This is a genomic window from Proteus sp. G2673, from assembly GCF_009915125.1.
GTDB lineage: Bacteria > Pseudomonadota > Gammaproteobacteria > Enterobacterales > Enterobacteriaceae > Proteus > Proteus penneri.
On record NZ_JAABLT010000018.1, the window covers coordinates 186834 to 212516 of the forward strand.

Sequence of the window (25683 nt, forward strand, 5' to 3'; positions counted from 1 at the left end):
CATGTCTATATATACTGTTTCTACAAAAATAGAATCTAACATTCCTGCCGATAACTTGTTATATGACTTAACCATTTATAGGATGGATTCTAGTAAGAAAAAACATTACATATTGTCGGGTATTTCTAAGCAACCAGTGCAGTCAAACTATGAAACATTAAAGCATCAAACTTCTGAGACTACTGACTTAACAACAACCATTTATATGGTTGAGATTATGCTGTATCGCAAGCACTTAGGTAATGTGTCTCCTGCGTTAAAAGAACCTTTCATCAGAATGTATACCTTAGATGACTTGATCGCAGGAAAAGCTTGTTCCGAGAAAAAAAGAGAAAATGCATGTTACTTTGAATCTACAGGACAAGCTGAGCTAGAAAGCAAAGGGGATAATACGATAGAGCTTCGTATCTCCGTACCGGAAAGACAATTTATTGCCAAAGAATATCCTGTAGGAAGCCCTAGAGACCTTTTCAAAAAGGATTTATTTGAGTTTGAATTAGTACAACGATTAGATCATTTTGATTATCCATACCAAGGTTCAACTAGTCTCTGTGGGCCAGCAGCATTATTTTATAGTTTGCTTATTGATAGGCCTGATATATACAAACAGGCAGCTAGAGAATTATGGCAGTACGGAACAACAAAAATAGGAAAACTAAGAATAACACCAGGTAATAGTTGCAAAAGGCCATCTGGCTCATTTTATTATGACAATGGGAGTGTAAAAGTTAGCGGATTAGATTGGATCACTTTGGCGAGTTTGCGAGACTCTGAAAATGCCATATTTAGTTATAGCTCAGCTGAAGATGAAGCTGCTGGGGTCACAATGTGGGGGATGTTATCTGAGTGGTTTGAAAAGGTCGGTTACCAAAAAGTTTTTGATAACATAAGTTTATCCTCCTCTAATTTTAAAGATATTCTTGATTTAAATGAATATCAGAGAAAAGGATATCTGGTCGTTTCGTTAATATCTGCTGGTATGCTAACTGGTTTACCAAACCAAGACACGTCAAGTAAAAATCATTGGGTCGTCTGGAACGGAACTCTTGCTGGAGCAGATGATTCGGTTCTTACTAATGAAACTAATTTAGATACCGTAGTGAATTTAAATTGTTTTTCTTGGGGTGAAGTTAAGGCTTGGGTTAAGAAAGAAAAATCACTGAATTATGTATTAAACCATATATTTGGTGCACTTGTTTTCAAGCGAATATTGTAAAATGAAGATTATAATTTTATTTTTTGCATCACTAATATTGATGGGGTGCGGCAACCCGACTCCAAAAGTAACGCCTGATCAGTTACCAGTAGGAACCTCCGGCATTGCGTATAATGCGACAATTAATATATCCGGAGGGTATATTAGCCCCAAAGGTATTTCTGTCAAAATAATACCTCAAGACTCTGGATTGACATGGAGTCCGAAGATTTCATATCTAACATTTCAAGGTAAAACCCAAAAAGATGAGGACTTCCATGAGATTAGTATCACTGGAATACCATTATTAAAGGGAGTTATTCAGATTAAAATTGATGGATATACTTCTGGCATTATGTACGCAGGCAAGGAGTTTCATAAAACCTATGAAATAGAAATTGACTAAACAATAAAATTTACTGAAATTCAAATTAACCTATCGATATGATTAATAAGTGTTTATTGATTTATGTCTTGCTCGTGTTTGTTTGAAAAAAGAGCTTAAGGTGAAATTTATAATTTTTTGTTTCTTTTTTATATTAGCTGGGTGTGTTAATTCGACACCTAAAATAATGCCAAGTCAGCTTCCAGATGCAAAGATTAATCAGATGTATTCTCAGATTATCCAAATATCAGGAGGTGCATTGGGTGGTAAAACAACTGGAGTGATAATCAATCCAACAGATTCAGGCTTAAGCTGGAAGCCAAAAACTTGGAATCAAGAATGGAATGGTGAAACTTTTAAAAAAGAAGATTTTCATAATATAACTATTTATGGAAAGCCATTAAAGAAAGGTAGGGTTACAATTAAAGTCAGTGGATTCACGTATGGAACAATGTATCTAGGCAAAGATTTTAGTAAGGTTTATGAGATAACCGTTAAATAGAAGTTAGTAGTTTCTATGTAAAATATTTGGTTAAAATCACTAATGCTAGTAATTGCTAGCGTAAGTATTGGTTAACTCATTTTTCAACCCCCAAACTACTGAGTATACATTTAAGTATACAAAATTTTTTCTATAAATTTATACCAAATAAAAACAATGCATTGCCTAATAAAAGCGAGTCCGGCCTTCGCACCATAAGAACATCAATGGACGTCAATCGACGTCTTTTTTTGTATCTGAAATCCCAGTTTTACAAGGCTTTTCCTGCGTTTTCAGTCAATGCATGTCAATCTAACTCAACCCACATCAACCTCCGTGTGAGTATATAACTGAGTATATACGTCACTTCGATAATTTTTGTACAGGTGATGGATAAGATCAAAGCAAAGGCGAAGCTCCCGATATTTCCAGCCAGAAACACCGGGAACCTGTTATTACCTAGCGATGAGCGCAAACACGCCCCAGCCAAAGTATTCCCGCGCGTACGTTACGTGGCGTTTCGGCGAGAGTGTTAGCTCGGCCCTGACTTCCTCAGCGAAGTCGTCATCAGGATTAGCCTCGAGCCAGCGGCGCATCGTCAGCCATTTCGCAGCCTCATACCGATCCCAGCCTTCTTGATCTGCCAGTACCATTTCCACCACGTCATAGCCGAGGTCGTCGAACGCGCTGACAAGCTTTGGCAATGTCAGGAAATCAGTCGTCGAGCTAACACCACAGGCCTGAGCTATTTCTTCCGTTGCTGGTAGCTGACGCCAGTAGGGTTCTCCAATAAGCATGATCCCACCCGGTTTGAGGCTTTTAGCCAGGAGTTCGATCGTCCCGGCGACGCCGCCTGCAATCCATGTTGCACCTACGCAGGCCGCAACGTCGCATTTTTCATCCGCCACGAAACCCGCCGCGTCGTTATGAATAAAATGGACGCGTTCACTGACGCCAAGTTCTTCTGCGCGTAGCTTTGCCTGAGTAGTGAAAAGCGGGCTCATGTCGATACCGATACCGGTAATGTTGTAGTCGCGTGCCCAAGTACACAACATCTCTCCCGAGCCGCTGCCGAGGTCAAGGATGCGGGCATCCGGCTTCATGCGTAACACGCGTCCCAGTGTGGCGTACTTTTCAGGCGTAAAAGGGTTATGAATGCGGTGCTCGCTTTCACTGATAGTAAAAATGCGTGGGATATCCATGATCCTCTCCTTAACGGTTATCGGGCTGGGCGCGGACGTTATTCAGTCCGGTGGTGTTAATACGATAAGGCTGACCGTTAACGGATTTGATCAGCTTTTTGGTTTTGAGTTTTTTGAAAACGGCGAGCGTGCAATCGGTAAGCAACAGCCCTTCGCGACTGTAGCATTCAACGGAAGTGACGCGGCCAGATGCATCGCGGACGTACGCAATACGTCCACCTTTAGCGAGAACGTGTAAGGTACGTTGTTCCTGACGGGATAAATTCATACTGGAAAACCTGTTTAATCATCATGTGCAAAATGTGCAAACACACAGCGGTGTCCGCATTCGATTTCGGCGCATTGATAATCAGTCCGGCCTGTAAAGGTCGAAGGAACTGATTATCAGATGATGACATTCTCCAGCATCAAAGCCTCGGGTTGAGTTGAAAAGGTATTTACAGAGTGAATGATAACACCTGTTTATTATAAGTGAAAAGGCTGAAGTGAAAAGTGTGATCTCAAACAGGCAACCCTGCCGGCAGTGTGTCGAACTACCGGTAGGATTGTCGCCATGAAATGAAGGTGTCAGACTGTTTTGAACTGACCCCAGTTTATTGGACAGAGGTTTTTTAATCTAAATGTCTATTATGATGGAAAACCGCATTCGCTGTCTGTTGTGTCAACAACATCACTTAAGAGATCATCTGTTTTTGCAAAAATAAACTGCTTTAAAAACTGATCAATACGAATATTTAATTTAAATGGAGGTAAAGTGACACCATCTTGTTTTTCAAAGTAAGCTTTCGCTTTCGCTTTATTTACAGTTGCTTTTAATGCATCGAAGCGACCAAAATTGTTAAGGTTTTTCTCATTAACACTATCCGCCATTAACGCCATCAGTGATGCTTTATTTAAACCAAGTGCATTAACAACGGCACCTATTTGTGCATTCTCGGCGTTATCTTTATAGGTATTGATATAGTCTCTAAAAGTATGGCCTTCAATTAATTGCGCATCGCCGCGCTGTAAGTCATGTAAGAAAAGCTTAGCGTATTTCTGCTCGCTTTGTGTCAGTGATGCAAATGACTTATGCAGCTCGTTTAATGTGGTTTCAATACTTGCAACGTCTTGAGGATTATTAAGTTCTTTTAAATATTTATCAAAGCGACTGTTCATGTAGTCAGCATCAATTTTTCCAGTATCTATTTCAGTTAAATAACCGCTGATATCAAAAGGAACATCCCCACCATCAGAACCACTACTATCCGCTTTACTGACTAACTCTTTGTAACGAAGGACGAGGCTTAAATAGGTTTGTTCATCAATGGACAGTGTGACTTCATGTTCTTCATCGTTTTCAGTAAATGAATAGACTAATTGATCCCAATGTAAACCTTGTACTTTAGCCGCCTCTAAATGTTGGTTAAAGGTATTGAATAATTTAGCGAATTTGGCACAAGCTTCGATATCATCAGGTAATTTTTCAAAATCATTAACACTTGCGTTAACAAACAACTCTGAAATATCCACCATTAACGTATTCATGGCCTCAAGATTGCTTTCTAATCTATCAACAAATAGGCCAATCGGTCTGTCACCCGAATAGAGTTTTACAGCATCGTTAATGTGCTGTTCCATCGTATGTGGATAGCGGTAATAACGAATAATACCGTGGGGTTTATCAGGGCCAAATAAGCGATTAGTCCGTGAGAATGCTTGAATAATATTTTGATATTTAATGACTTTATCTAAATATAACGTATTTAGCCATTTAGAATCAAAACCTGTGAGCATTTGATCTACAACAATCAGCAAATCTAATTGTTTTGTTGGCTCTGTATGAATGCGCTCATAAGGTTTTTTATGAGCAAGACGAGCAGCTAGATCTTTCTTAAAAGCAGCGTGGCGAGCAAAATCAAAATCTTGACCATAACGATCATTATAATCAGCCATAATTTCTTCTAAGCCATCACCTTTAAAAGTGGGGCCACGGTTACCGCTGCCGTCATTATCAATATGGGGATCAAATAGGGCGGATACTTTTAGTTCAGGATTGGCTTTTTTTAAACGACGGTAATAATCAATGGCTTCGGCGATACTATTAGTGGCTAAAATGGCATGAAATTTATTACCTTGGCTAAGGACATCCCACTTATCTAATATGTCACTTACCACTTTTTCTTGGTGGGCATCCGTTAAATATTGGCTTTTAGGAATATAATCTTCAATTCCTTTATGATATTTACCTTTGGCATCTTTGTAGCCAGCCATAGGAACATCATTCATAAAATAATTAAATTTTTTCTTTTTGGCCGGATCACCCATGACCTCTTGCACGGAGTTAGCCTTAGCTTGCTCTAATGCAACAGCCTTTCTTATGTCACTGTCTTTAAATGTAGGGACTTTGTAAGGGTCAAAACCCAGTACGTTGCCATCGCGTATTCCATCAGCAATGCTATAACGATGTAATTCATTGCCAAAAACGGTGCTAGTCGTATTCCCATTTTTTTCGTTTTCTTCTTGGATCGGCGTACCTGTAAAGCCAAAAAAGAGGGCGCGTGGAAAGGTTCGTTTAATAATAACCAGCATATCGCCGAAAGTAGAGCGGTGTGCTTCATCAATAATAAACACTAAGCGCTTGGCACGTATTGTTTCAATATCCACAGAGTTCGTCGCCGTTCCTTCATCATCAACTTCCTCAAAAATATTGCTCATTTTCTGAATGGAACTCACAATTAAGGTATCGGCTGGATTATTGCTTTTTAATTTAGTAATAAGAACATAGGTATTTTCAGTGGCTTGTACGTCTTCGCCATCTCCTGCAAAATTACGATATTCGGCAAGCGACTGAGTTCCTAATTCAATTCTGTCCATTAAAAAAATAACTTTATCGGCATCTTTAGATTGTGCAATCAACTGTGCTGATTTAAAGCTGGTCATGGTTTTACCTGAACCGGTGGTATGCCACACATATCCGCCAAGGCGGTCAGGATTATTTGTTGCACTACCCAGTTGGTGCCAATGCGTTTTAGCGACTTTATCCGATATCGCATTGGCTGCGTAATATTGATAACTACGCATCACTTTAAGAATGCCGTCAGTATCATCTGCAACGGTATAAAAGCCAATTAACTGGTGTGCCATGGGAATGGAAAGCAAGGTTGATGCAATATCTTTCCAATGATTCATCGGCTCGTTATTAAAATCGGCCCAGTTAAATTGATAGTTGGGGTTAAATTTACCGTCCATTCCTGGGTTAGCAAAGTATTTGGTTTCGTTTGGCTCCATTGCCACAAATACTTGGATCAGTGAAAACAGCCCGCTAAATATCCCTTCTGCACTGTATTTTTCGATTTGGTTGACGGCTTGGCTAACAGGAATACCACTGCGTTTTAGCTCAACATGGATCACAGGCATGCCGTTGATAAGTAATAATACATCACCACGTCTATCGTTACGCAAAGGGCTACCACGTTCAAATTGGGGTTGCTGTGCAATTTGGTAACGACTTTGGCCGGCGGCAATTTCTTGGCGATCGTAAATTTTTAAGCTGATTTCTTTACCAAGATGCAAGGTATCGTCAGGGTTATCGCGCTTAATGGCGATAGTTTTGCCATTAATTAAACCGTTTAATTTGATTGGCGTTTTTAGCGCTTTGATTTGCTCAATAATCTGTTGCATTTCGCCATCGGTTAATGGCACATCGTTTAGGCGATCACGCTGGCGATTATTCTCAAATAAAATATTTGCCCAATTTTGCAGTAAATCCGCTTCGGTTTTGTTTTTCAGTATTTCAGGCTCCCATCCTTTTTGGGTGAGAACGTTAATAAAAGCCTGTTCAAATTCTGCTTCAGTTTTAAACGTTGTCATAATGGCACTCCCTGCTAGATAAACATTTTGCTTAAGCAAGCTTGCTTGATATGGTTAAGTTTAGTGATCTGTTGTTGGTGCTGGTTAATTAGTTCGTCGAGCTTTTGGAAATAATTGCCGATGGCGATTTGTTCATTTTTCTTAGGTATACTTACTTTTGTATTTTGTACAATACTTATATAGTGTCGGGCATGTCCCATTACCTCAATTTGAGCGGTATTCAGTAAATAAAATGCGAATATAAGGTCATATTTTGTACTGTTCTTTATCGTAAGAATTTTAATCGCTGACGATTTTACCATATAAGGGAAATCAACAAATTTACAGTCAAGAGTAAAATCATCAAAAATAATACTCGGATCATTATATGTCGATTTCTCATGAGTATAGCCAAGAAGAAACCCCTTGTTAGCAGTTAGCACTGGTGTCTGATACTCATCAGAATATACAGATGATTTAACAATGTAATTATCAGGTCTTTCATAAGTAAATACTTCGCCCAGCCCTTTTTCGCTCCATTCCTCACTAAACCCTTTAAAACGAATTTTTGGCACGGTTTCGCCTTGTTTAGGGAACATTTTTTCCAGCATGGTTTTTTTAATATTGCTGAGTTTGTCATGCTTTTGTTGGTGCTGGTTGATTAAATTATCGAGCTTTTGGAAATAGTTGCCGATTTGGGTTTGTTCTTTGTCGCTACACGTATTTATCGGTGTGGTTTTCGCTTGTTCAATAGTGTAGTGCGCTATCGTTCCTGTATGAGAAATACTTTTAATGTGTTTTTTGAAAGGTTCGCTAAAGAAAAAGGAATATAGAAAATATCCATTGAATTTTTTATTATTTTTTAGCCAAAGTAAATCAGCATCTTTGAAATATAAAGGTTCATCGTTCGGCACTAGGTAAGGTATACCAATAGATCCTCCACCTGTTATAAGTAGATCGTCTTTTGTTACCTTTCCTATCTTTTCAGATAGCCCTCGATAAACAGTATGAGATATATAGGCTTTGTTATTTTCTTGCCCTTTATAAATAGAGACAACATCGCTTGTTCTAAAAAATGGCACACCTACTTCTGTCCATTGTTCTTTATGAACTCGAGCAGCTGATCTAATTTCGATTAGATTACCTAGATTATTTTCAACCCACTCCTCACTAAACCCCTTAAAGCGAATATCAGGTACTTTCTTATCTGCACTCATCTTATTCACCCTTTAATAAGCTAGCGAGTTCAGTTAAACCCTGCATATCAAACTTATTACCCGTCAGTTCGCCCATCATGTCAGCCAATTCTTTTTCAGTGGTTTTTATTTCATTGGCGACTTGTGAATAAGTCACTGCATATTTATCGGCTAATGCTTGTACTTGACGGGTTAGTTGGGTAATTACTGTGTTTGGCAAGGTTAGAAGTTCATTGCACAGTGGGGCAATCCATTTAAGGTGTAGCAGCGTATGGACTTGCTCATCACTTAACGCTTCGAGGGTCGTCTTTGTTTTTAAATGAAGCGCGATGCTTGCGTCTTTTACCGCTTTTTTCAGCGCTTTTTCTTTATCGATAAGCTTACTTGCTTCAATGATTTTTGCTTCATAGCTCTCTGGCGCGAATTTGGTTTTTGCGTCTTTTTGCTCTTTTAAGAAGACTTTAGCCGCTTTACCCACTTCCGTATTCGCAAAACCATCTTTGCTCTCTTTTACGGTTTCTTGCTCTTTTTCTTCTTCAGTCAGTGATTCAAAAATCTCTTCTAGGGAGCTGGTGATTTCTGCTAACCGTGTTTCTTGATCAGTCAGAGCTTGTAAGTCATCGCTTAAATAGGTTTGTTGTACTAAATCAAACGGCAGTATATGACCCTTCCAACCGTCTTGCACTTCGATATCTTTGCCATTTTTTTTCTTTATCACCATATTGGGATCGACTTTTTTAGTGGCGTTAAAGTCTTCCGTTTGTATCATTTCTAAATCGGCGCTAATGACCTGCCATTGGTTATTAAGAAATTGATAAGCTTGGTATTTGTCGATTAAGGCAATAGGGGCTAAGCGAGTAAACAGTTCAACACTGAGTGCTTCTTCTTGCTGATTACGATTAACGTTTTTGTAGTTTTGTATTAGCTGGTGGTTTAGATGATCATCAAAACCATTAAAAGCTTGATTGTAGTGTTTGATAAACGCGACTACTTCAGCGTGCTGGCTAATAAAAGCATTAACCGCGGATTTTTCAATCGCAAGCTCACTATAAGCCTCTGATTTTGGTGTAAACAACGCATGGTGTAATTGTGGAAATGCTTGCCAATACTGATGTAGCGCTGCAATTTCACTGTTAGGAATACCACCTAGCATCGTAGCATGTAAATCCCAACTTTCTGGCGTTTCCGAAGAGTCGACATAGCGCGGAATATTCAGGTTGTAGCCATTATCTTGGAGCGTTTTTTTGCTGACTACTTGCGAAAATTTATCAATATTTTCGCGATTAATCACTGCGTCAGTAATGCGTTTGATATCACTGGCTTGTAACTTATTATTTTTACCTTCTTTTATAAAATGCTTGGAAGCATCAATAATTAATACATCAGTATTTTCACGTTTTTGTTTAAGAACCAAAATGACGGTAGGAATACCTGTGCCAAAAAAGATATTGGCGGGTAAACCGATAATGGTATCAATGTGATTTTGTTCAATAAGTTGTTTGCGAATTTCACCTTCTTCACCGCCACGGAATAACACACCATGGGGCAAGACGATAGTCATAATGCCATTAGGCTTTAAGTGATAGAGGTCATGCAGTAAAAATGCAAAATCGGCTTTCGTTTTCGGGGCGAGACCAAAGCGTGAATAGCGAGGATCGTTACTTTTATCCGTAGGTTCCCAATTTTGAGAATAAGGGGGATTGGAGACTACGGCATCGACATATAATGTTTCGTATGAGCCTTGTGGATCATTTTCATCAAAATACGGCCAATCGTCTTCTAGTGTATCCCCATTACGGGTTTTAATATTGCTGGCTTTAATACCGCGCATGATTAGGTTCATACGGGTTAAGTTGTAGGTATTCGCTTTTAATTCTTGGGCGTAATAGGTGACGCTATCTTTATTTTTAGCATATTTCTGAACCGCTTCACCAATATTGATCAATAACGAACCTGAGCCTGAAGTCGGATCGTAAATTTCAATATTATCTTTATCTTTTAATGCGTGAGCGACAATATTCGACATCAGTACAGAGACTTCATGTGGAGTATAAAACTCACCCGCTTTTTTACCTGCATTAGCGGCAAACTTTTCAATCAAGTATTCGTAAATATAACCCAATACGTCATATCCTTGATTGGCATTCATTGGAATGCTTTTGATCAAGTGTAATAAATCACTGATAGCTTTGGTTCGTTTACCTGCACTTTCGCCCAGCTTGCTTAAACCTGTTTCTAAGGTCGTAAAAATGCCTTCAAAGAGTTTTTTGTAGGTAGGTGAAATTAAACGGCTGAAGGCAGAAAGCGCATCACGCACATTAGATTCATCAAATTCAAATTTTGGATCAACCCATGTAGAAAAAAGATTGTCATAAGCAATAAAGTAACCCAAGTTACTTTGCACATATTGAACAGTATCGGTGTCTTCTTCATTAAGGTTTTTGATATCTTCGGCTGTCATCCCTTCTTTGGTGACAAACTGCACTAGTTGGTCGCTTAGGTATTTGTAAAAGATAAAACCAAGTATGTAATCTTTGTATTCGTTCGCTTCAATTTTAGAACGCATTTGGTTAGCCGATTCCCAAATCTTTGCGGCTAATTGTTGTTTATTCATATCCTACTCTAATAATTATTTATTTGTGACTGAGCAATGCGCGTAAAGAGGGCAAAGCAAGTACCGAAATTGGATTTGTCTGTATTAAACACTATTGGTATAACAATGTCTGCAACCCATTGTCATTACTCAAAATAATCCATATCCAACTTAGGTAACTTGACTATTTGTGAACTTACACCAATTTCGTTATCCATCATCAAGTTAACTAAACGATTACCATCAATAAGTACTAATCCTTCAACTGACTTTGCAAAGTCAATGGCTTGAGCACTATAACCCGATGTGGTAATAAAAATGCCTCGCTTGGCTTTTTGACCGATAAGGGCGCCATAAAACGCTTGTAAATTAGGGCGTCCGACAGTACCTTGCCAGCGTTTTGCTTGAACATAAATTTTTTCTAGCCCCAGTTTATCTAGGGAAATTATTCCATCAATCCCCCCATCACCAGCCCCACCAACGCGTTTTAAATCATCACGATGGCCGCCATAACCTAGTTTATGCAGTATATCTAATACAATAAATTCAAAGCGAGTAGGTGATACTTGAAGTAAATTTTCAAGTAAATCAATGGCGATAGATTCACGAATTTCTTTTAATGCATCGTTTAGACGCTCGTCTGGGCTTCGTATCTGTTGGGAGGTATCTGGGGTGCGCGGTGTATCTTCATCGAGTAATACGACATCAGGATTAGTGTTGAGTTTTACATCAACAAAATCCAAGGCTAAGTGATCGATTTGTTCTTTAGTGAGAGGAAATGGATTATTTTTGATCCATTCAAAACCGGCTTCTGTTAGGCACCATTTACCTCTAGATAAGCTTTGCGACAGTCCAGCCCGTTTTAATCTATCATGAGCCCAGCCCGCACGATTTTTATAGACTAATTGTCCACTTGAAAGGAGTTCTGCACACTGATTATCATCTAATTCTAATATGTTGGCGACGTTTTCATGGACATCTTTTGCTGCAATACCTTCAGGGTGATGTTTTAAAAAACGTAAGACAGGTTCAATAAATTTATCGTAGGTTGGGACTGCCATGGAAATCCTCTATAAGAGATGTTTAGCATGAATTTCTATACTATGGCACTGAACTTCATGGATGTTAAGTTAGAGATTGAGTGTATTATAAATGCCCATAATTAGGGGGTATCTAAATTTAAATAATCATGCTTATCTTATAATTTTAGATTTCCTTCTGTTTCCATTTTTGTTTTGATCCCTAGTGATTTTTTATTTTTCTATATAAGGTAGCAATACTGATCCCTAAGATTTCAGCTGCTTTCTTCTTTCCTTCCAGTGTTGTTCCTGTTTTTTCTAATATGCTCATAATGGTTTGATATTCTGATGTCAGGCTTTGAGTTTTGAGAAGCTCTTGTGTGTTTAATGGCTGAGTTTTATCTTTATTATCTGTTTTCTGTATGGATACTACGGTTTTGTCTTTTTCTAAAGGAGCAGAATGTGGTGTTTCTAATAAATAAGGCGGAAGGTGACTAAGGTTTAAATCAACAGTATCGCCTTGCATAACATACATATACTCAATGACATTGCGTAACTCTCTGATATTGCCAGGCCAATCATAGGAATATAAGCAGTTAATAATGGAATTTGGGATCTTCGTCGTAGGCCGTTGATAGGTTAATGCTAAATCGTCGGCAAAAAATTGTGCTAGTTCTGCAATATCTTCTCGATGATCACGTAATGCAGGCGTATGGATCGGTACAACATTGAGGCGATAAAACAGATCTTCACGGAATTGCCCTTTATTTACCATTTCACGCAGATCTTTGTTTGTGGCGGCAATAATACGCACATCAATATTAATTAGATTATTAGAGCCAACACGGGTAATGCTTTTTTCTTGGAGCACACGTAAAAGTTTGGCTTGTAAATGCAAAGGCATATCCCCAATTTCATCAAGAAATAGGCTACCACCATGTGCCAATTCAAATTTACCAATACGTCCTTTAGGATCAGCACCACTAAAAGCGCCCCGCACATAACCAAAAAGCTCACTTTCTAAGAGTTGTTCAGGAATAGCCGCACAGTTAATAGTAATAAAGGGCTGCTTTGTGCGTAGGCTTTGTTGGTGAATAGTGTAAGCCACCACTTCTTTACCTGAACCGCTTTCTCCGGTGATAAGCACACTGGCATGACTTACGGCAACTTTACTTAGCATGCTTTTTAATTGGAGCATATTTTGTGAATTACCAATTAAAGGAGAGTGGGGATTTTCATCAACGGAAAGGGTATTTATTTGTGTCATATAATCACGAGCATCATGAAAGATAACCATGGTAAGTTGGTCATTATCAACCGATGAAAAGGTGATTTTTTTACACAGAACATGATAGTGTTGTTGGTTTAATATCAGCCACGCTTCTTCATCACCATAAAGGATGTCGCCTGTCATATTGATATCAAGAGACTGACCAATAAGCTCACAATCAAAAAAACGCAAAGCAGAAAGATTGGCGTGCCAAATCTTACCTTGGCTATCAATAGCAATTACGCCTCTATCCATCACATCAATTAAATTGCGAAAAGTACCAAATCGCTCTTGTTCACGAAGCCTTTCAAGGCATTCAAAAACACGACTTGAAATCATCTCTGAAAATTGTTCAATAAAGGTGATAAAGGCTTGTTTTTGCTTCATTAAAAACATTTTCTGTTCTCGGTTAGAACAGATAATGCCAATGACACCAATAACTTGGTTATTCAGAAAAATAGGGGCATTTAGATCAAGCTCTTCAGTGCATGTTAAGCGATTTTGACACAGTTGGCAGAGGCTATTTTCTTTCGGATCTTCAATCAAAATAGTCTTTTGTACTTGCAGCACATGGCGATAAATATGCCCATTATTGGAGACATCTTGATTGAGCATATAACGGTAACGTCCTGTACCAGCAATACGAATTAAATTGTTATCAATAATTTCAACATCAGTGCCAGTGATCCCTGCAATGGCATCGGTATATTTGCTGATTTCATCTTGTAGGGTACTTAGCAATGAGTGCATCACATTCTCACCTTAAAATTATCAATATTGATAATAAATTATCATCACTTATTTAGATTGGTTAATTTAATTGTTATTTATTAAATAGTTATGTATTTTTTGTATAAAGCTCACACAGTTTCTTATTATTGATAATTTATCACTTAAATAAAACCGCCTAGATCACAGCTTTTCTGCATGATTAATTTCATCTTTTAATCAGTTAAATAATAAATCTATTTAAAATCAAAATATTGCATCTCTATTAAATGCTTTTTGAGTGAGTTGGCATACATATTGCGATATAGGGGATAACCCTATGTATTTCGATTAATCGCGATATTGGGTTATCGCGAATTTTAAAGTGTGATTAAGAGGTAATTCCATGCAGGAGCAATTGCAGTACCTGATTAACCAAAGTTCATTTACGCGAAAACCAACCGCTGAGCTAGCCCCTTTTCGTTATGAAGAGTTAGCTAAAGCGTTAGATTTTCATAGAACTATTCCAGGATACGCACCTACACCGTTATTTCATTTACCCCAGTTAGCTAAAACTTTAGGGGTGGGTGAATTATATCTTAAAGATGAGTCTTTCCGTTTTGGTTTGAAGGCGTTTAAAGCGTTAGGTGGTGCTTACGCGATGGCGCGCCATATTGCTGATTTCCTCGAAATGGACATAAGTGAATTACCTTATGAGGTAATGATCAGTGATGAGATCAGGAAAAAGTTAAATGGCGTCACTTTTGCGACAACCACTGACGGGAATCATGGACGTGGTGTTGCTTGGATGGCAAGACAGTTAAAGCAAAAAGCGGTGGTCTATATGCCAAAAGGATCATCACAAGAACGCTTAGATGCCATTTTACGTGAAGGTGCCGTCGCTGAAATCGTTGATATGAACTATGACGATGCGGTGAGAATGACGGCGGAAATGGCTGAAAAGTATGGCTGGATCGTGGTTCAAGACACTGCATGGGATGGCTATGAAGAGATCCCACTTTGGATCATGCAAGGCTATGGCACTTTAATGCTGGAATCTCTCGCGCAATTACATGAAGTACCTCCGACGCATATTTTTGTGCAAGCCGGCGTAGGCTCTTTTGCGGGTATGGTGCAAGGTATGGTCACCGCTGCTTATGGTAAACAAGCGCCAAAAGTGATTGTGGCAGAAGCACGTATTGCCGACTGTTTATATCGATCTGCCGTATCAGGAAAAGCGGATGCCATTCCTGTTGGCGGAGATTTACAAACCGTTATGGCGGGGCTTGCTTGTGGTGAAGCGAATAGTATTGGTTGGAATTTATTACGCGATTATTCAGCGGCATTTTTCTCTTGCCCTGATGCCGTCGCGACTAGGGGAATGCGGATTTTAGGGAACCCTTTACCCGGTGATCCGCACATCATTTCTGGTGAATCTGGCGCTGTGACAACAGGGTTGCTCTCTATTTTAATGCAATCACCGGTTTATCAAAGCGTGAAAGAAGAGCTGGGATTAGATGAAAATGCAAGAGTGCTTGTGATCAGCACTGAAGGTGACACAGATCCTGAGCGTTATCGCGATATCGTGTGGGATGGCGAGTTGCCTAGCTTCAAACAATTTTAAAAAACAAATAAGTCTTTTGGAGTGAAAAAGTATGTTATCAGCAAACCGATTTGATGAAGTTATTAAGAATTGCCAATTATTAATCCAACAAAAAAGCTATTCAGGTGAAGAAGGTAACGTTGTTAAAGTCATAGAAGAGATGATGAAAAGCTATGATTTTGATGATATTCATATTGATAAATACGGCAATATCATTGGCGGAATTATAGGTCAACACCCAGGGAAAACCCTTGTTTTTGATGGTCATATCGACACTGTGCCAGTAAGTGAACGTGATTGGAAAGAAAAGCCTTATGGTGCAGAAATCAAAGATGGCAAGATTTATGGTCGTGGCACCAGTGATATGAAAGGTGCCGTCGCTGCAATGATTTCAGCGATTGGTTTTTATGGCCAAGATAATCAGCGCAATTTTGCCGGTCGTATTTATGTCTCTTGTATTGTGCATGAAGAGTGTTTTGAAGGTGTTGCCGCTAGATTAGTTTCTGAGCGCTATAAGCCAGACTATGTGGTGATTGGTGAAGCCTCAGAATTAAACCTCAAAATTGGGCAACGAGGTCGTGCCGAGATTGTTGTTGAAACCTTTGGTAAGCCCGCTCACTCCGCCAATCCAGATGCAGGGATCAACTCTGTTTATAAAATGGCAAAACTGATCGAGAAGATCAGAACCCTAACACCACCCGTTCATCCTGTTTTAGGAAAAGGGATCTTAGAACTTACGGATATTAAATCATCACCTTATCCAGGCGCTTCGGTTGTACCTGAATATTGCCGTGCCACTTACGATCGTCGTTTATTAGTCGGTGAAACTAAAGAGGAAGTGCTTGCACCATTACAAAAAGCCATTGATGAACTAACTTCTCAAGACGCTGATTTTAAAGCTAAAGTCTCTTATGCCTACGGTACTGAAAAATGTTACACCGGCGCCACTATTGAAGGTGAACGTTTCTTCCCAGGTTGGGTATTAGAAGAGAGTGATCCTTACGTGCAAAGCGTTTTAAAAGGGCTGCATGAGTCCGGCTTTAACCCTACCGTCACACAATACTCTTTCTGTACCAACGGTAGCCACTATGCGGGTGAAGCGGGTATTAAAACCATTGGTTTTGGCCCATCTCGCGAAAACTTAGCACACACCATTGATGAATATATCGAAATTGAACAGTTAAAAGGTGCGGCGAAGGGGTATTACAGCATTATGAACAGCCTTTATCACCTTTAATTCTTACTCAAAAAAATCCTTACTAGAAGAGTATCTGGCGAAATAGTCAGATGCTCTTTGGAGAAATAACAGAATGAAAACAATATTTAAAAACGCCACTGTTATTGATGGAACAGGGGCAAGTGCATTTCAAGCTGATGTTGTGGTTAACGAAGGAAAAATAATAAAAATCGGTCAGTTTGATGCTAAAACGAATGATCAAATTATTGATGCTACAGGGAAGATAGTCTGCCCCGGCTTTATTGATACCCACACTCACTCAGATCTTTCTGCTCTGCTTAATCCCGCTTTATCTGCCAAAATCCGCCAAGGGATCACCACTGAATTGTTAGGGCAAGATGGTGTCGCGTTAGCACCCTTACCAGAACAGTATATTTCTGCATGGCGCAAGAATATTGCGGGGTTAGATGGAGATTCTGACAGCATTGATTGGCATTTTAAAAATACCGAAGGTTACTTAGGAATGTTGGAAGCCCGAGGCTCAGCAACCAATCTTGCTTACCTTGTTCCTCATGGCAACATCCGAATGGAAGCGATGGGATTAGAAGGTAATCCTTCTACTCGTGAAGATGTCGCCAAAATGTGTGAGATCTTAGAGCGTGAGTTAAAAGCAGGGGCGTTTGGTTTATCAACAGGATTGATTTATATGCCTTGTGCCTTTGGTGATACCGCTGAAATGATCGAACTTTGTAAGGTTACAGCAAAACATAATGGTATTTTTGTTGTACACCAGCGTAGCGAAGCTGACGATATTATTCAATCAACTCAAGAGCTTATTGATATCGCCAAAGCATCAGGTGTTTGGTTGCATATTTCCCATATGAAAGTTTGCGGTAAGAAAAACTGGGGATTAATCGACGAAATGCTTGGTATGTTAGAGCAAGCACAAGAAGAGGGCATTCGTATCTCTTTTGACCAATATCCGTATGTGGCAGGCAGTACCATGCTTGGGGTGATTTTACCGCCTTGGGTTCACGCAGGAGGTACAGAGAAATTATTAGAACGCTTAGCTTCTCCTGAACTGCGTAAAAAGATGATTGAAGATATCGAAAAAGGTATTCCGGGTTGGGATAACTTTATTGATTTTGCAGGCTTAGAAAATATTTATGTCACTAGCTCTAAAACAGAAAAAAACCAAGATGCCGTTGGACTTAGCCTTGTCGAGCTAGGCAAATTGAGAGGTAAAGATCCGTATAACGCAACCTTTGATCTGCTATACGAAGAAGAAAATGCGGTAGGAATGGTGGATTTTTACGGCACAGAAGAACACGTTATCAAATTCTTATGTCGTCCTGAACAAAACGTCTGTACTGATGGGTTAATGGGAGCTGGTAAACCTCATCCTCGCGTATTTGGTGCATTCCCTCGTGTTTTAGGGAAATACGTCAGAGAAGAAAAATGTCTCACTTGGGAACAAGCTATCCGCAAAATGACAGGTAAACCAGCTGAAGTCCTTCGATTAACCGATAGAGGCTTAATTAAAGAAGGCTATGCGGCAGACATTGTGATGCTTGATCCTGAAACCATTATTGATAAAGGCACGTTTGTTGAACCAAACCAATACCCAGAAGGGATTGATCTGGTGATGGTCAATGGGCGTATCGCTTTAATTAATGGAGTCGAAAGTTACGCCTGTAGCGGTCATGTTTTAAGAGCATAACAACACAATAGCGCTCTTAAACGTTAAATCTTATCTCTGTTTATCACGGTTGTTCTTCAACCGTGATGGTTTCCCCTTACTTGAGGAACAGGAAAATGAGTTCAAATATTATTCCAGACCTTCAACCGAAGAAAACATGGAAAGCTCGTTACACCGTTTTATCCTTAATTTGGTTAGCATGGTTACTTTCATTTTTAGATAGAATGGTGATGAGTGTTTCGTTACCTTTTATTGGGCGTGATCTTAATCTTGATACCACACAACAAGGCTTAATCATCAGTGCGTTCTTTGTCGGTTATGCGGCATTCCAAATACCGGGTGGTTTCTTAGCTGACCGCTTTGGTGCTCGTAAAATTATGGCAATTGGCATTGCATGGTGGTCAGTCTTCACCAGTTTAACGGGTATGGTGTTTACATTACCGTTAATGTTAGCAGTGCGATTCTTATTTGGTATTGGTGAAGGCTGTTTTCCATCCGCTTCTTGGAAAATGATCTCGACTTATTTCCCATCTAAAGAGCGTGGTCGTGCAACGGCAATTCAATCAACAGTCAATACGTTAGGGCCAGCATTAGCCGTCATTGTTGCAGCCAGTATTATCGGCGCTTTTGGCTGGCATATGGTGTTTATTGTTTTAGGTATTCCGGGCTTATTAATTGCAGCGGGTATTTATTTCTTTACTCGTGATAACCCAAAAGATCACCCAAGTATTACTCAACAAGATCTCGATGAATTAGCAGCGGATGGCACATTAACGGATAAACCTGTTGAAGCCGTACCTTTTAAAGATGTGTTAAAAATGCCAGTGTTATGGCAAATGGCGGCGATTTGGTTTCTGTTTGATATTACCTTTTGGGGATTTTCAACGTGGTTACCAAGCTATTTAATTACTGTTCGTGAATTCTCTTTGGCTAAAACAGGGGTAATGGCGGCTATTCCATTCTTATTTGGTGCGGGTGGGACATTATTAGGCGGTTATGTTTCTGATAAATGCAAAGCACAGCGTAAATGGTTATATATGATCACCGCAGTGATTGCCGCGGGCTTCTTATATATGACTTATACTGTTGAAAGTGCGGATATGGCTGTTGTATATCAGTGTATTTCAGCACTGTTTATGTTCTTTGCCATGGCAATGTTCTGGGGTATTTTAATGGATACTATCCCCAATAAAATCATGGGTCGTGCTTCAGGAATTGTTAACTTCGGTGGCCAAATGGCGGGGGTTGTTTCCGCACCGGTTATGGGCTTCTTAATTAAAGCGAGTGGCGGCAGTTATGACAGTGCATTTATGTTTATGATAATTGCATTAGTCGCTTCTGCTGTTGTGACGTTCACTGTTAAAATGCGCAATACACCAGCACCCGTTTAATTAATCAGTATCAATAACGTTTATATTTAAATAAATGTGATGTTATTAAAATAAATAAGATTAATTAAATAAAATAAATGTATTAACAGTAAGATTTATTTATTAAAACGCTCTATACGCTTTATTGATTTTTTAATTTAAAAAATCTTATTGCAGGGTATTGTTGTCTTAAAAAAGCCACGATTAAAAATCGTGGCTTTGTTTTTGTTAGATTAATAACATTACGCCATCTTCCCACTTGTTTTGTAGGTGATCACGGGTTTTAAACGAGCAATAACCTCAATTAATCCAATGCTCACCATACTTTCAATCACAGTCTCAATCGATTTATAAGATTGTGGTGCTTCTTCATAAATCAGTTGTTTATTGGCACAAATAATACGGCTACCTAATGCCGTTCGTTATAGCAAACGCGATCAGATAAATAATGAACACAGTTGTCCATATACCAATCCATATAATGTAAAGGATTAAAAAATAAATTGGTTGGCGGACAGCAAAAAGAAAGAAAAAAGGATTACTTCTGAGATTGTCCGCAAAGAGTATTCATATTTGTTGTTGTCATGGGATACCTCCTTGCAGTTAAGTGAAATGGATAAAATAATAAATCGCAGGCATAGTAACCACTTTTTTTTGCTTTAGCAATTAAAAGTTGGTGTTGTTTTTCTTTATTTTTATCAAAGAGAATAAATATAATTTATTTAATTTAAGGTTAATTTTTCTTTATTATCTATTTTAGTTAGTTATCTACTTTTAATTAATAAATCACTTTTACTGAGCTTTTTCGGCAATAATCTTCGTAATCATCCGTTAATTTTCTATCAGTAATAACAACATCAAATTGCGCTAAATCACCCATATTGGCTGTCGCTGTTTCATCAAAATAGTGATATTTGGTGAGTAAGATCTTACGAATAGATTTATCCATCGCTTTTTTCTTCATATAAAGATCGTCGATGTTATAACAAGTAACGCCAAAATCAAGATGGACACCTTCAGCTGAAATAAAGGCTTTTTTAGGATTAATGCTATCAAGATAAGAAGGTTGGGTTGGATTGAAGAATGAATCACTTTTAGGGCGGTATTCACCTCCACAGAGTAATACCGTGGCATTTTTTTTCTGGCTTAAGGCCAAAAAGACTCGATGAGAATAACAGATCCCAGTGAAATGCAGGTTATCGGGAATAAGCTCAATCAGTGTGGGAATAAATTGTCCGTTATCGAAAAAAAGAACATCGCCTTCAGAGACCATACCGGCGGCAAGATTAGGAATATGAAGTTCTTCAGTTTGATCTGGCGTAATAATATCGGATGATGTTGATAGTGAGCCTGCATGAGGTTGGGCTAATGCAACAATATAGCCACCTAATAATGACATTGGGAACGGGTTTTCAGCATCAGAGCTGAGATCGCGTCTAATCGTCATTTCAGAAACTTCAAGGATCCTTGCGGCGTCTTTAAGATGTATGCGACCTGAGCGTTTTATACATTCACTGAGGCGGCGCAAACGTTCGTGCTGTTTGGTCTCTATCACCGAAGGATCCTTGTATTATCGAATAGCGTACTCCAAAAAAAGATACGCTAAATAATTAGTAATTTGATTCAGGTGCATCTAAATCTGTTGCGATAGCGACACTTGCGCTAGCGCCGATACGTGTTGCTCCTGCTTTGATCATGTTTAATGCTGTTTGGCGATCGCGAACACCACCAGATGCTTTCACGCCAACTTCATCACCAACGGTTTTACGCATCAAAGCAACATGATGTTCTGTTGCGCCCATTGTACTGTATCCTGTCGATGTTTTCACAAAATCAACACGGATCTCACGGCACATTTCACACACTAAACGTACTTCGTCGTCAGTTAATAAGCAAGTTTCTAAAATCACTTTCAGAGTTGTATTACCACAAGCTGCTTTTACTGCTTCAATATCTTGTTTTACGAAGTCTAAACGACCGCTTTTTAACATACCGATATTGATAACCATATCGACTTCTTGCGCGCCTTGACGAATAGCTTCAGCCGCTTCAAATGCTTTTGTTGCTGTTAAACCAGCACCAAATGGGAAGTCGATAACACAACATACTTTTACATCACTGCCTTCAAGGCAAGTTCTTGCTAAAGGGATGTAAGAAGTGTTAATACACACAGAGAAGAAACCGTGTTCAATTGCTTCAGCACACAATTTCTTGATTTGTGATTCAGTTGTATCTGCAGCAAGAAGGGTATGATCGATATAATTAGCTAATGGACGCATAGTCTATTCCTTAGTAAAAAGATTGTTATTCTTCACTCATGTTAGTTTGGCAACATATTAGAGCCGTTTTAATGAGATAACAATCACAGATGATACAAAAATAACATTATACTGTTATATATCTATCAAAATGTCACTATTTTCACATTTAGAAATTTCACATAAGAGTAAGAGGCGCTATGGATATTGCAGTGATTGGTTCAAATATGGTGGATTTGATCACCTATATAGATAGGATGCCAAAAGAGGGTGAAACCCTTGAGGCGCCGGCATTTAAAATGGGTTGTGGTGGTAAAGGCGCTAATCAAGCAGTTGCTGCTGCTAAATTAAATTCAAAAGTGATGATGTTGACAAAAGTCGGCGATGATATTTTCGCGGATAACACCATCATGAATTTAGAGTCTTATGGCATTAATACACGCTATGTTGAAAAAGTGCCTGGTACAACAAGTGGTGTTGCACCTATTTTTGTGACTTCCCAATCATCAAATAGCATTTTAATTGTTAAAGGGGCTAATCAACATTTGTCGCCAGAAGATATTGATAGAGCGACAGATAGCCTGAAAAAATGCAAAATAATTGTACTGCAATTAGAAATCCCGCTTGAAACGGTCTACCACGCTATTGAGTTCGGCAATAAACACCATATTCCAGTGTTATTTAACCCAGCTCCCGCTTCAAAAGCATTAGATCTTGATATTGCTGCTCGTTGTGATTTTTTTGTTCCAAATGAAACTGAACTTGAAATATTGACCGGTATGCCAATCACTACAATGGATGAAATTCGCGAAGCCGCTTGTTCTTTACTACAAAAAGGCTTTAAGAATGTCATCGTTACGTTAGGGGAAAAAGGGGCATTATGGATGAATGGCGAAATTGAAAAGTACATTCCTGCTATTAAAGTTGATGCAATAGATACCAGTGGAGCCGGCGATGCCTTTATTGGTTGTTTTTCCCATTATTATGTTCACACTAATAATATTGAAGAAGCATTAAATAAAGCGGTGATGTTTTCAGGCTTAAGTGTTGCCGGAAAAGGCACACAATCTTCTTATCCAAGCATTGAAGAGTTTGGGCAGTTTTTAGCGCAAGCGAAGTAGTACACCTCCGCACTATCATATCTTTATATTCCACTTGTTATCTTATTTAGATGGTAAGTGGAATTGATTTAAAATCAATTGATTACTTTATTTTTATAGCCACTGTTGAATTTCTTACAAAGCAAAAAACAGGGCTTAATGTGATTCATTTCACACCATCATGACAAATAGACTTGAAATGTAATTTCATTGGATGTAATTTTAATTGAAATATGATTTCATAAGGTTGTGGTGATGAAAGAAGATGCATTAAGCGAATGTCTTAAAAACGAAAGCAATCAAGAAACAACACAGTTTTCTGAATTAAGTGCTTTAGAGTTGGTTACGCTTATCAATAGTGCAGATATGACGGTTGCAAATGCAGTTAAAAAAGAATTACCTGCTATTGCTAAAGCAGTAGAAAAAATAACTGAACGTTTGCAAAAAGGTGGGCGTATTTTTTATGTTGGCGCGGGAACCAGTGGCCGATTAGCTGTACTAGATAGTGCTGAATGTCCACCAACTTTTGGTGTACCTTCTACATTAGTACAGGCAATTATTGCAGGTGGTCATGATGCAATGCTAAAAGCGGTTGAAAATATTGAAGATAGCCGAGAGGCGGCAATTGAAGAGCTTCAACGTCGTCATGTTAGTGATAAAGATGTTGTTATTGGTATTGCCGCAAGTGGCCGCACTCCCTTCACTGTCGCGGCTTTGCAATATGGTAAGAAACTAAAAGCGTTAACAATATCTATTACCACGCGTGGCAAAAGTAAGATGAGTGAGATTGCTGATCTATCTATTGCACCAGACGTAGGCGCAGAGGTGTTAACAGGCTCCACAAGAATGAAAAGTGGTACAGCTCAAAAAATGATCCTAGGGATGTTAAGCACCAGTGTAATGACTAAGCTCGGGAAAGTGCATAAAAACCTGATGGTGGATGTGATTGCGAGTAATGAGAAATTGCAACGTCGTGCTGAAGGTATTGTCAGCGAAGTGTGTGGAATTTCACATGAAAGAGCCAGAGCCTTGTTACAAATGGTTAATTATCATCCTAGAAAAGCCATTTTGATGTATGAACTTCACCTGAGTGTGGAGAAAGTTGAGCAAATCACACAGCAATATCCTTATCGTTCGCTGCAACAGCAACTTGCCCTATTTAACTAATAACAATATGAGTAAACACTCTAAACTTTAGCAGGCACGCATATGGCTAATAAAATAGAACATCTCGACACGTTAGCAATAGAAATAGAAAAACACGCTGGTGGGTTTCAAAATGTGGCAACCCTAACACATTGTATGACTCGCATTCGACTGATTTTAAAGGACAGTTCACTTTTTGATGCAGACGCTTTAAAACAAGTCGAAGGCGTTAAAGGCGTTGTATTTAATGGCGAACAGCATCAAGTGATTGTCGGAATGGGGACTGCGGCAAAGGTTTATTCCATCATGAATAAACGTATGCAAAAAAGTTCAGCAAGTAGTGAAGATAAGCCAGCGTCAAACTCAGTGAAAAAAGGCTTCTCAATCCGCCGTATGCTAAATACATTAGCGGCTATTTTTGTTCCTACCATTCCTGCTTTAATTGGCTGCGGCTTGATTATGGGGTTAATTAATATTATCCGTTTAGTCGCACCGGGCTTAGTTGAGCAGTTCCCTGAACTATTTAAATTATTCAAATTAATTGGTAGTACGGTATTTGCGTATCTCTCTATCATGATTGGGATAAATACCGCTAAAGAATTGGGCGCATCAACATCGATTGGTGCGGTCATGGCGGGATTATTAGCGATGCCAGGGCTTGCCGATATCACTTTATTTGGTGAGAAATTACAGCCAAACAGTGGCGGGATCTTTGCGGTATTAATGGTGGTTGTATTCTCTTCAAAATTAGAATTATGGTTTCGTAGCATCGTTAAAGAGAGTCTTGATCTTATCTTAACGCCGTTTGTGACGATTTTAGTCTCTTCTCTTGTGGCGATTATGATATTCCAACCTATCGGCCATTATCTTAATCAGTTATTAGCACAAGGCGTATCATTATCACTATTGAATCAAGGTGGTGGTGCGGTGGTAACTGGTGCGGCGTTAGGAGGAAGTTTCTTATTTTTACTCTTAACGGGATTACATCAAGGGTTAATTCCTATTCATACCGAAATCTTAAATACCTTTGGTTTAAATTATCTATTTCCAATTTTGGCTATGGGCGGAATGGGGCAAGTAGGCTCTTGTTTTTGGGTTTATCTACGCACTAAAAATCAACGTTTAAAGAAAACATTAATGGGCGCATTACCTGTGGGTATTTTCGGTGTCGGTGAGCCTTTATTGTTTGGTGTTTCGCTTCCACTTGGAAAACCATTTATTGCTGGATGTATTGGTGGTGCGGCTGGTGGTGCATTAATGGCATATTTCCAAGTTGGGATCATTATTCCATTTGGTACTGCTGGGTTATCATTAATTCCGTTAGTCGGTGATGGGCAAATTATTAAGTTCCTGATCGCGGTATTAGGCGCATGGATTGTCGGTTTTATTGCCAGTATGCTAATGGGATTTACAGATCCAGAGAAATAAGTCAGAAATAAAAAGGATAACA

19 protein-coding genes and 1 pseudogene are annotated in these 25683 nt (G+C 39.0%); 10 read left to right on the forward strand and 10 right to left on the reverse strand.

Going from position 1 to position 25683, the window contains the following annotated elements:
• Window position 1: 1 nt before the first annotated feature.
• From GWI59_RS09450 to GWI59_RS17425, 3 genes are read left to right on the forward strand one after another with little or no spacing between them, the layout of a single operon-like run.
• Window positions 2-1216, forward strand: coding sequence for a hypothetical protein (locus GWI59_RS09450; protein ID WP_237612104.1), 1215 nt, complete (start codon window positions 2-4; stop codon window positions 1214-1216).
• A gap of 1 nt (window position 1217) precedes the next feature.
• Window positions 1218-1601 carry a hypothetical protein gene (locus GWI59_RS17420; protein WP_202608835.1) on the forward strand — a complete coding sequence of 128 codons (384 nt, stop codon included), beginning with the start codon at window positions 1218-1220 and terminating at the stop codon, window positions 1599-1601.
• Window positions 1602-1650: 49 nt separating this feature from the next.
• Window positions 1651-2082 (forward strand): hypothetical protein, encoded by a 432-nt coding sequence (locus GWI59_RS17425; protein ID WP_202608836.1) that lies wholly within the window; start codon window positions 1651-1653, stop codon window positions 2080-2082.
• Window positions 2083-2516: 434 nt separating this feature from the next.
• On the opposite strand, the gene GWI59_RS09465 is transcribed toward GWI59_RS17425, so the two are convergent.
• From GWI59_RS09465 to GWI59_RS09495, 7 genes are all read right to left on the reverse strand, one after another.
• Window positions 2517-3263, reverse strand: a complete 747-nt coding sequence (locus GWI59_RS09465; RefSeq protein ID WP_006535613.1) for an SAM-dependent methyltransferase — start codon at window positions 3261-3263, stop codon at window positions 2517-2519.
• A gap of 10 nt (window positions 3264-3273) precedes the next feature.
• Window positions 3274-3531: a YjhX family toxin gene (locus GWI59_RS09470; RefSeq protein ID WP_072064529.1), complete on the reverse strand. Its 258-nt coding sequence runs from the start codon at window positions 3529-3531 to the stop codon at window positions 3274-3276.
• A gap of 359 nt (window positions 3532-3890) precedes the next feature.
• The gene (locus GWI59_RS09475) at window positions 3891-7115 is read right to left on the reverse strand and encodes a type I restriction endonuclease subunit R (RefSeq protein WP_161724537.1); all 3225 of its coding nucleotides are present in this window, start codon (window positions 7113-7115) and stop codon (window positions 3891-3893) included.
• A gap of 14 nt (window positions 7116-7129) precedes the next feature.
• Window positions 7130-8311, reverse strand: coding sequence for a restriction endonuclease subunit S (locus GWI59_RS09480; protein WP_161724541.1), 1182 nt, complete (start codon window positions 8309-8311; stop codon window positions 7130-7132).
• A gap of 1 nt (window position 8312) precedes the next feature.
• Window positions 8313-10904: a type I restriction-modification system subunit M gene (locus GWI59_RS09485; protein WP_161724544.1), complete on the reverse strand. Its 2592-nt coding sequence runs from the start codon at window positions 10902-10904 to the stop codon at window positions 8313-8315.
• Between the two features lie 125 nt (window positions 10905-11029).
• Window positions 11030-11944: a restriction endonuclease gene (locus GWI59_RS09490; RefSeq protein WP_115065049.1), complete on the reverse strand. Its 915-nt coding sequence runs from the start codon at window positions 11942-11944 to the stop codon at window positions 11030-11032.
• A gap of 181 nt (window positions 11945-12125) precedes the next feature.
• Window positions 12126-13922 carry a sigma-54 interaction domain-containing protein gene (locus GWI59_RS09495; protein WP_115065050.1) on the reverse strand — a complete coding sequence of 599 codons (1797 nt, stop codon included), beginning with the start codon at window positions 13920-13922 and terminating at the stop codon, window positions 12126-12128.
• Window positions 13923-14286: 364 nt separating this feature from the next.
• Here GWI59_RS09495 and dpaL point away from each other — a divergent pair, with 364 nt between their 5' ends.
• The 4 genes from dpaL (at window position 14287) to GWI59_RS09515 (ending at window position 19750) form a co-directional block, all read left to right on the forward strand.
• Complete coding sequence (gene dpaL, locus GWI59_RS09500) at window positions 14287-15504, forward strand: diaminopropionate ammonia-lyase (protein ID WP_109847930.1); 1218 nt, start codon at window positions 14287-14289, stop codon at window positions 15502-15504.
• A gap of 31 nt (window positions 15505-15535) precedes the next feature.
• The gene (locus tag GWI59_RS09505; RefSeq protein WP_072064523.1) at window positions 15536-16720 is read left to right on the forward strand and encodes a YgeY family selenium metabolism-linked hydrolase; all 1185 of its coding nucleotides are present in this window, start codon (window positions 15536-15538) and stop codon (window positions 16718-16720) included.
• Window positions 16721-16793: 73 nt separating this feature from the next.
• A complete protein-coding gene (locus GWI59_RS09510) occupies window positions 16794-18380 on the forward strand; it encodes an N-acyl-D-amino-acid deacylase family protein (RefSeq protein WP_072064522.1) in 1587 nt (528 codons plus the stop codon).
• A gap of 95 nt (window positions 18381-18475) precedes the next feature.
• Complete coding sequence (locus GWI59_RS09515) at window positions 18476-19750, forward strand: MFS transporter (protein WP_072064521.1); 1275 nt, start codon at window positions 18476-18478, stop codon at window positions 19748-19750.
• 221 nt (window positions 19751-19971) lie between these two features.
• Here GWI59_RS09515 and GWI59_RS09520 read toward each other — a convergent pair.
• From GWI59_RS09520 to deoC, 3 genes and pseudogenes are all read right to left on the reverse strand, one after another.
• Window positions 19972-20151 (reverse strand): annotated as a pseudogene (locus tag GWI59_RS09520) (RtcB family protein); the annotation flags it as partial.
• 356 nt (window positions 20152-20507) lie between these two features.
• A complete protein-coding gene (gene deoR / locus GWI59_RS09525) occupies window positions 20508-21284 on the reverse strand; it encodes a DNA-binding transcriptional repressor DeoR (RefSeq protein WP_109399601.1) in 777 nt (258 codons plus the stop codon).
• A 55-nt stretch (window positions 21285-21339) separates the two neighbouring features.
• A complete protein-coding gene (deoC, locus tag GWI59_RS09530) occupies window positions 21340-22008 on the reverse strand; it encodes a deoxyribose-phosphate aldolase (RefSeq protein WP_161724546.1) in 669 nt (222 codons plus the stop codon).
• 179 nt (window positions 22009-22187) lie between these two features.
• On the opposite strand from deoC, the gene rbsK reads away from it, so the two are divergent.
• The 3 genes from rbsK (at window position 22188) to GWI59_RS09545 (ending at window position 25661) form a co-directional block, all read left to right on the forward strand.
• A complete protein-coding gene (gene rbsK / locus GWI59_RS09535) occupies window positions 22188-23108 on the forward strand; it encodes a ribokinase (protein ID WP_109847927.1) in 921 nt (306 codons plus the stop codon).
• 234 nt (window positions 23109-23342) lie between these two features.
• On the forward strand, window positions 23343-24254 hold the full coding sequence (gene murQ / locus GWI59_RS09540) for an N-acetylmuramic acid 6-phosphate etherase (protein WP_072064517.1): 912 nt from the start codon (window positions 23343-23345) through the stop codon (window positions 24252-24254).
• A gap of 42 nt (window positions 24255-24296) precedes the next feature.
• Entirely contained in the window at window positions 24297-25661 is a 1365-nt protein-coding gene (locus GWI59_RS09545; protein ID WP_109399599.1) for a PTS transporter subunit EIIC, read from the forward strand.
• Window positions 25662-25683 lie beyond the last annotated feature (22 nt).

Excerpts from the sequence above, each read along its gene's own strand:
- murQ (WP_072064517.1), top strand. The coding sequence starts at position 23,343 with ATGAAAGAAGATGCATTAAGCGAATGTCTTAAAAACGAAAGCAATCAA.
- dpaL (WP_109847930.1), top strand. The coding sequence starts at position 14,287 with ATGCAGGAGCAATTGCAGTACCTGATTAACCAAAGTTCATTTACGCGA.
- GWI59_RS09545 (WP_109399599.1), top strand. The coding sequence starts at position 24,297 with ATGGCTAATAAAATAGAACATCTCGACACGTTAGCAATAGAAATAGAA.
- GWI59_RS09475 (WP_161724537.1), bottom strand. The coding sequence starts at position 7,115 with ATGACAACGTTTAAAACTGAAGCAGAATTTGAACAGGCTTTTATTAAC.
- GWI59_RS09470 (WP_072064529.1), bottom strand. The coding sequence starts at position 3,531 with ATGAATTTATCCCGTCAGGAACAACGTACCTTACACGTTCTCGCTAAA.
- deoC (WP_161724546.1), bottom strand. The coding sequence starts at position 22,008 with ATGCGTCCATTAGCTAATTATATCGATCATACCCTTCTTGCTGCAGAT.
- GWI59_RS09495 (WP_115065050.1), bottom strand. The coding sequence starts at position 13,922 with ATGCACTCATTGCTAAGTACCCTACAAGATGAAATCAGCAAATATACC.
- GWI59_RS09450 (WP_237612104.1), top strand. The coding sequence starts at position 2 with ATGTCTATATATACTGTTTCTACAAAAATAGAATCTAACATTCCTGCC.
- rbsK (WP_109847927.1), top strand. The coding sequence starts at position 22,188 with ATGGATATTGCAGTGATTGGTTCAAATATGGTGGATTTGATCACCTAT.
- GWI59_RS09490 (WP_115065049.1), bottom strand. The coding sequence starts at position 11,944 with ATGGCAGTCCCAACCTACGATAAATTTATTGAACCTGTCTTACGTTTT.
- GWI59_RS09465 (WP_006535613.1), bottom strand. The coding sequence starts at position 3,263 with ATGGATATCCCACGCATTTTTACTATCAGTGAAAGCGAGCACCGCATT.
- GWI59_RS09480 (WP_161724541.1), bottom strand. The coding sequence starts at position 8,311 with ATGAGTGCAGATAAGAAAGTACCTGATATTCGCTTTAAGGGGTTTAGT.
- GWI59_RS17420 (WP_202608835.1), top strand. The coding sequence starts at position 1,218 with ATGAAGATTATAATTTTATTTTTTGCATCACTAATATTGATGGGGTGC.
- GWI59_RS09505 (WP_072064523.1), top strand. The coding sequence starts at position 15,536 with ATGTTATCAGCAAACCGATTTGATGAAGTTATTAAGAATTGCCAATTA.
- GWI59_RS09510 (WP_072064522.1), top strand. The coding sequence starts at position 16,794 with ATGAAAACAATATTTAAAAACGCCACTGTTATTGATGGAACAGGGGCA.
- GWI59_RS09515 (WP_072064521.1), top strand. The coding sequence starts at position 18,476 with ATGAGTTCAAATATTATTCCAGACCTTCAACCGAAGAAAACATGGAAA.
- GWI59_RS09485 (WP_161724544.1), bottom strand. The coding sequence starts at position 10,904 with ATGAATAAACAACAATTAGCCGCAAAGATTTGGGAATCGGCTAACCAA.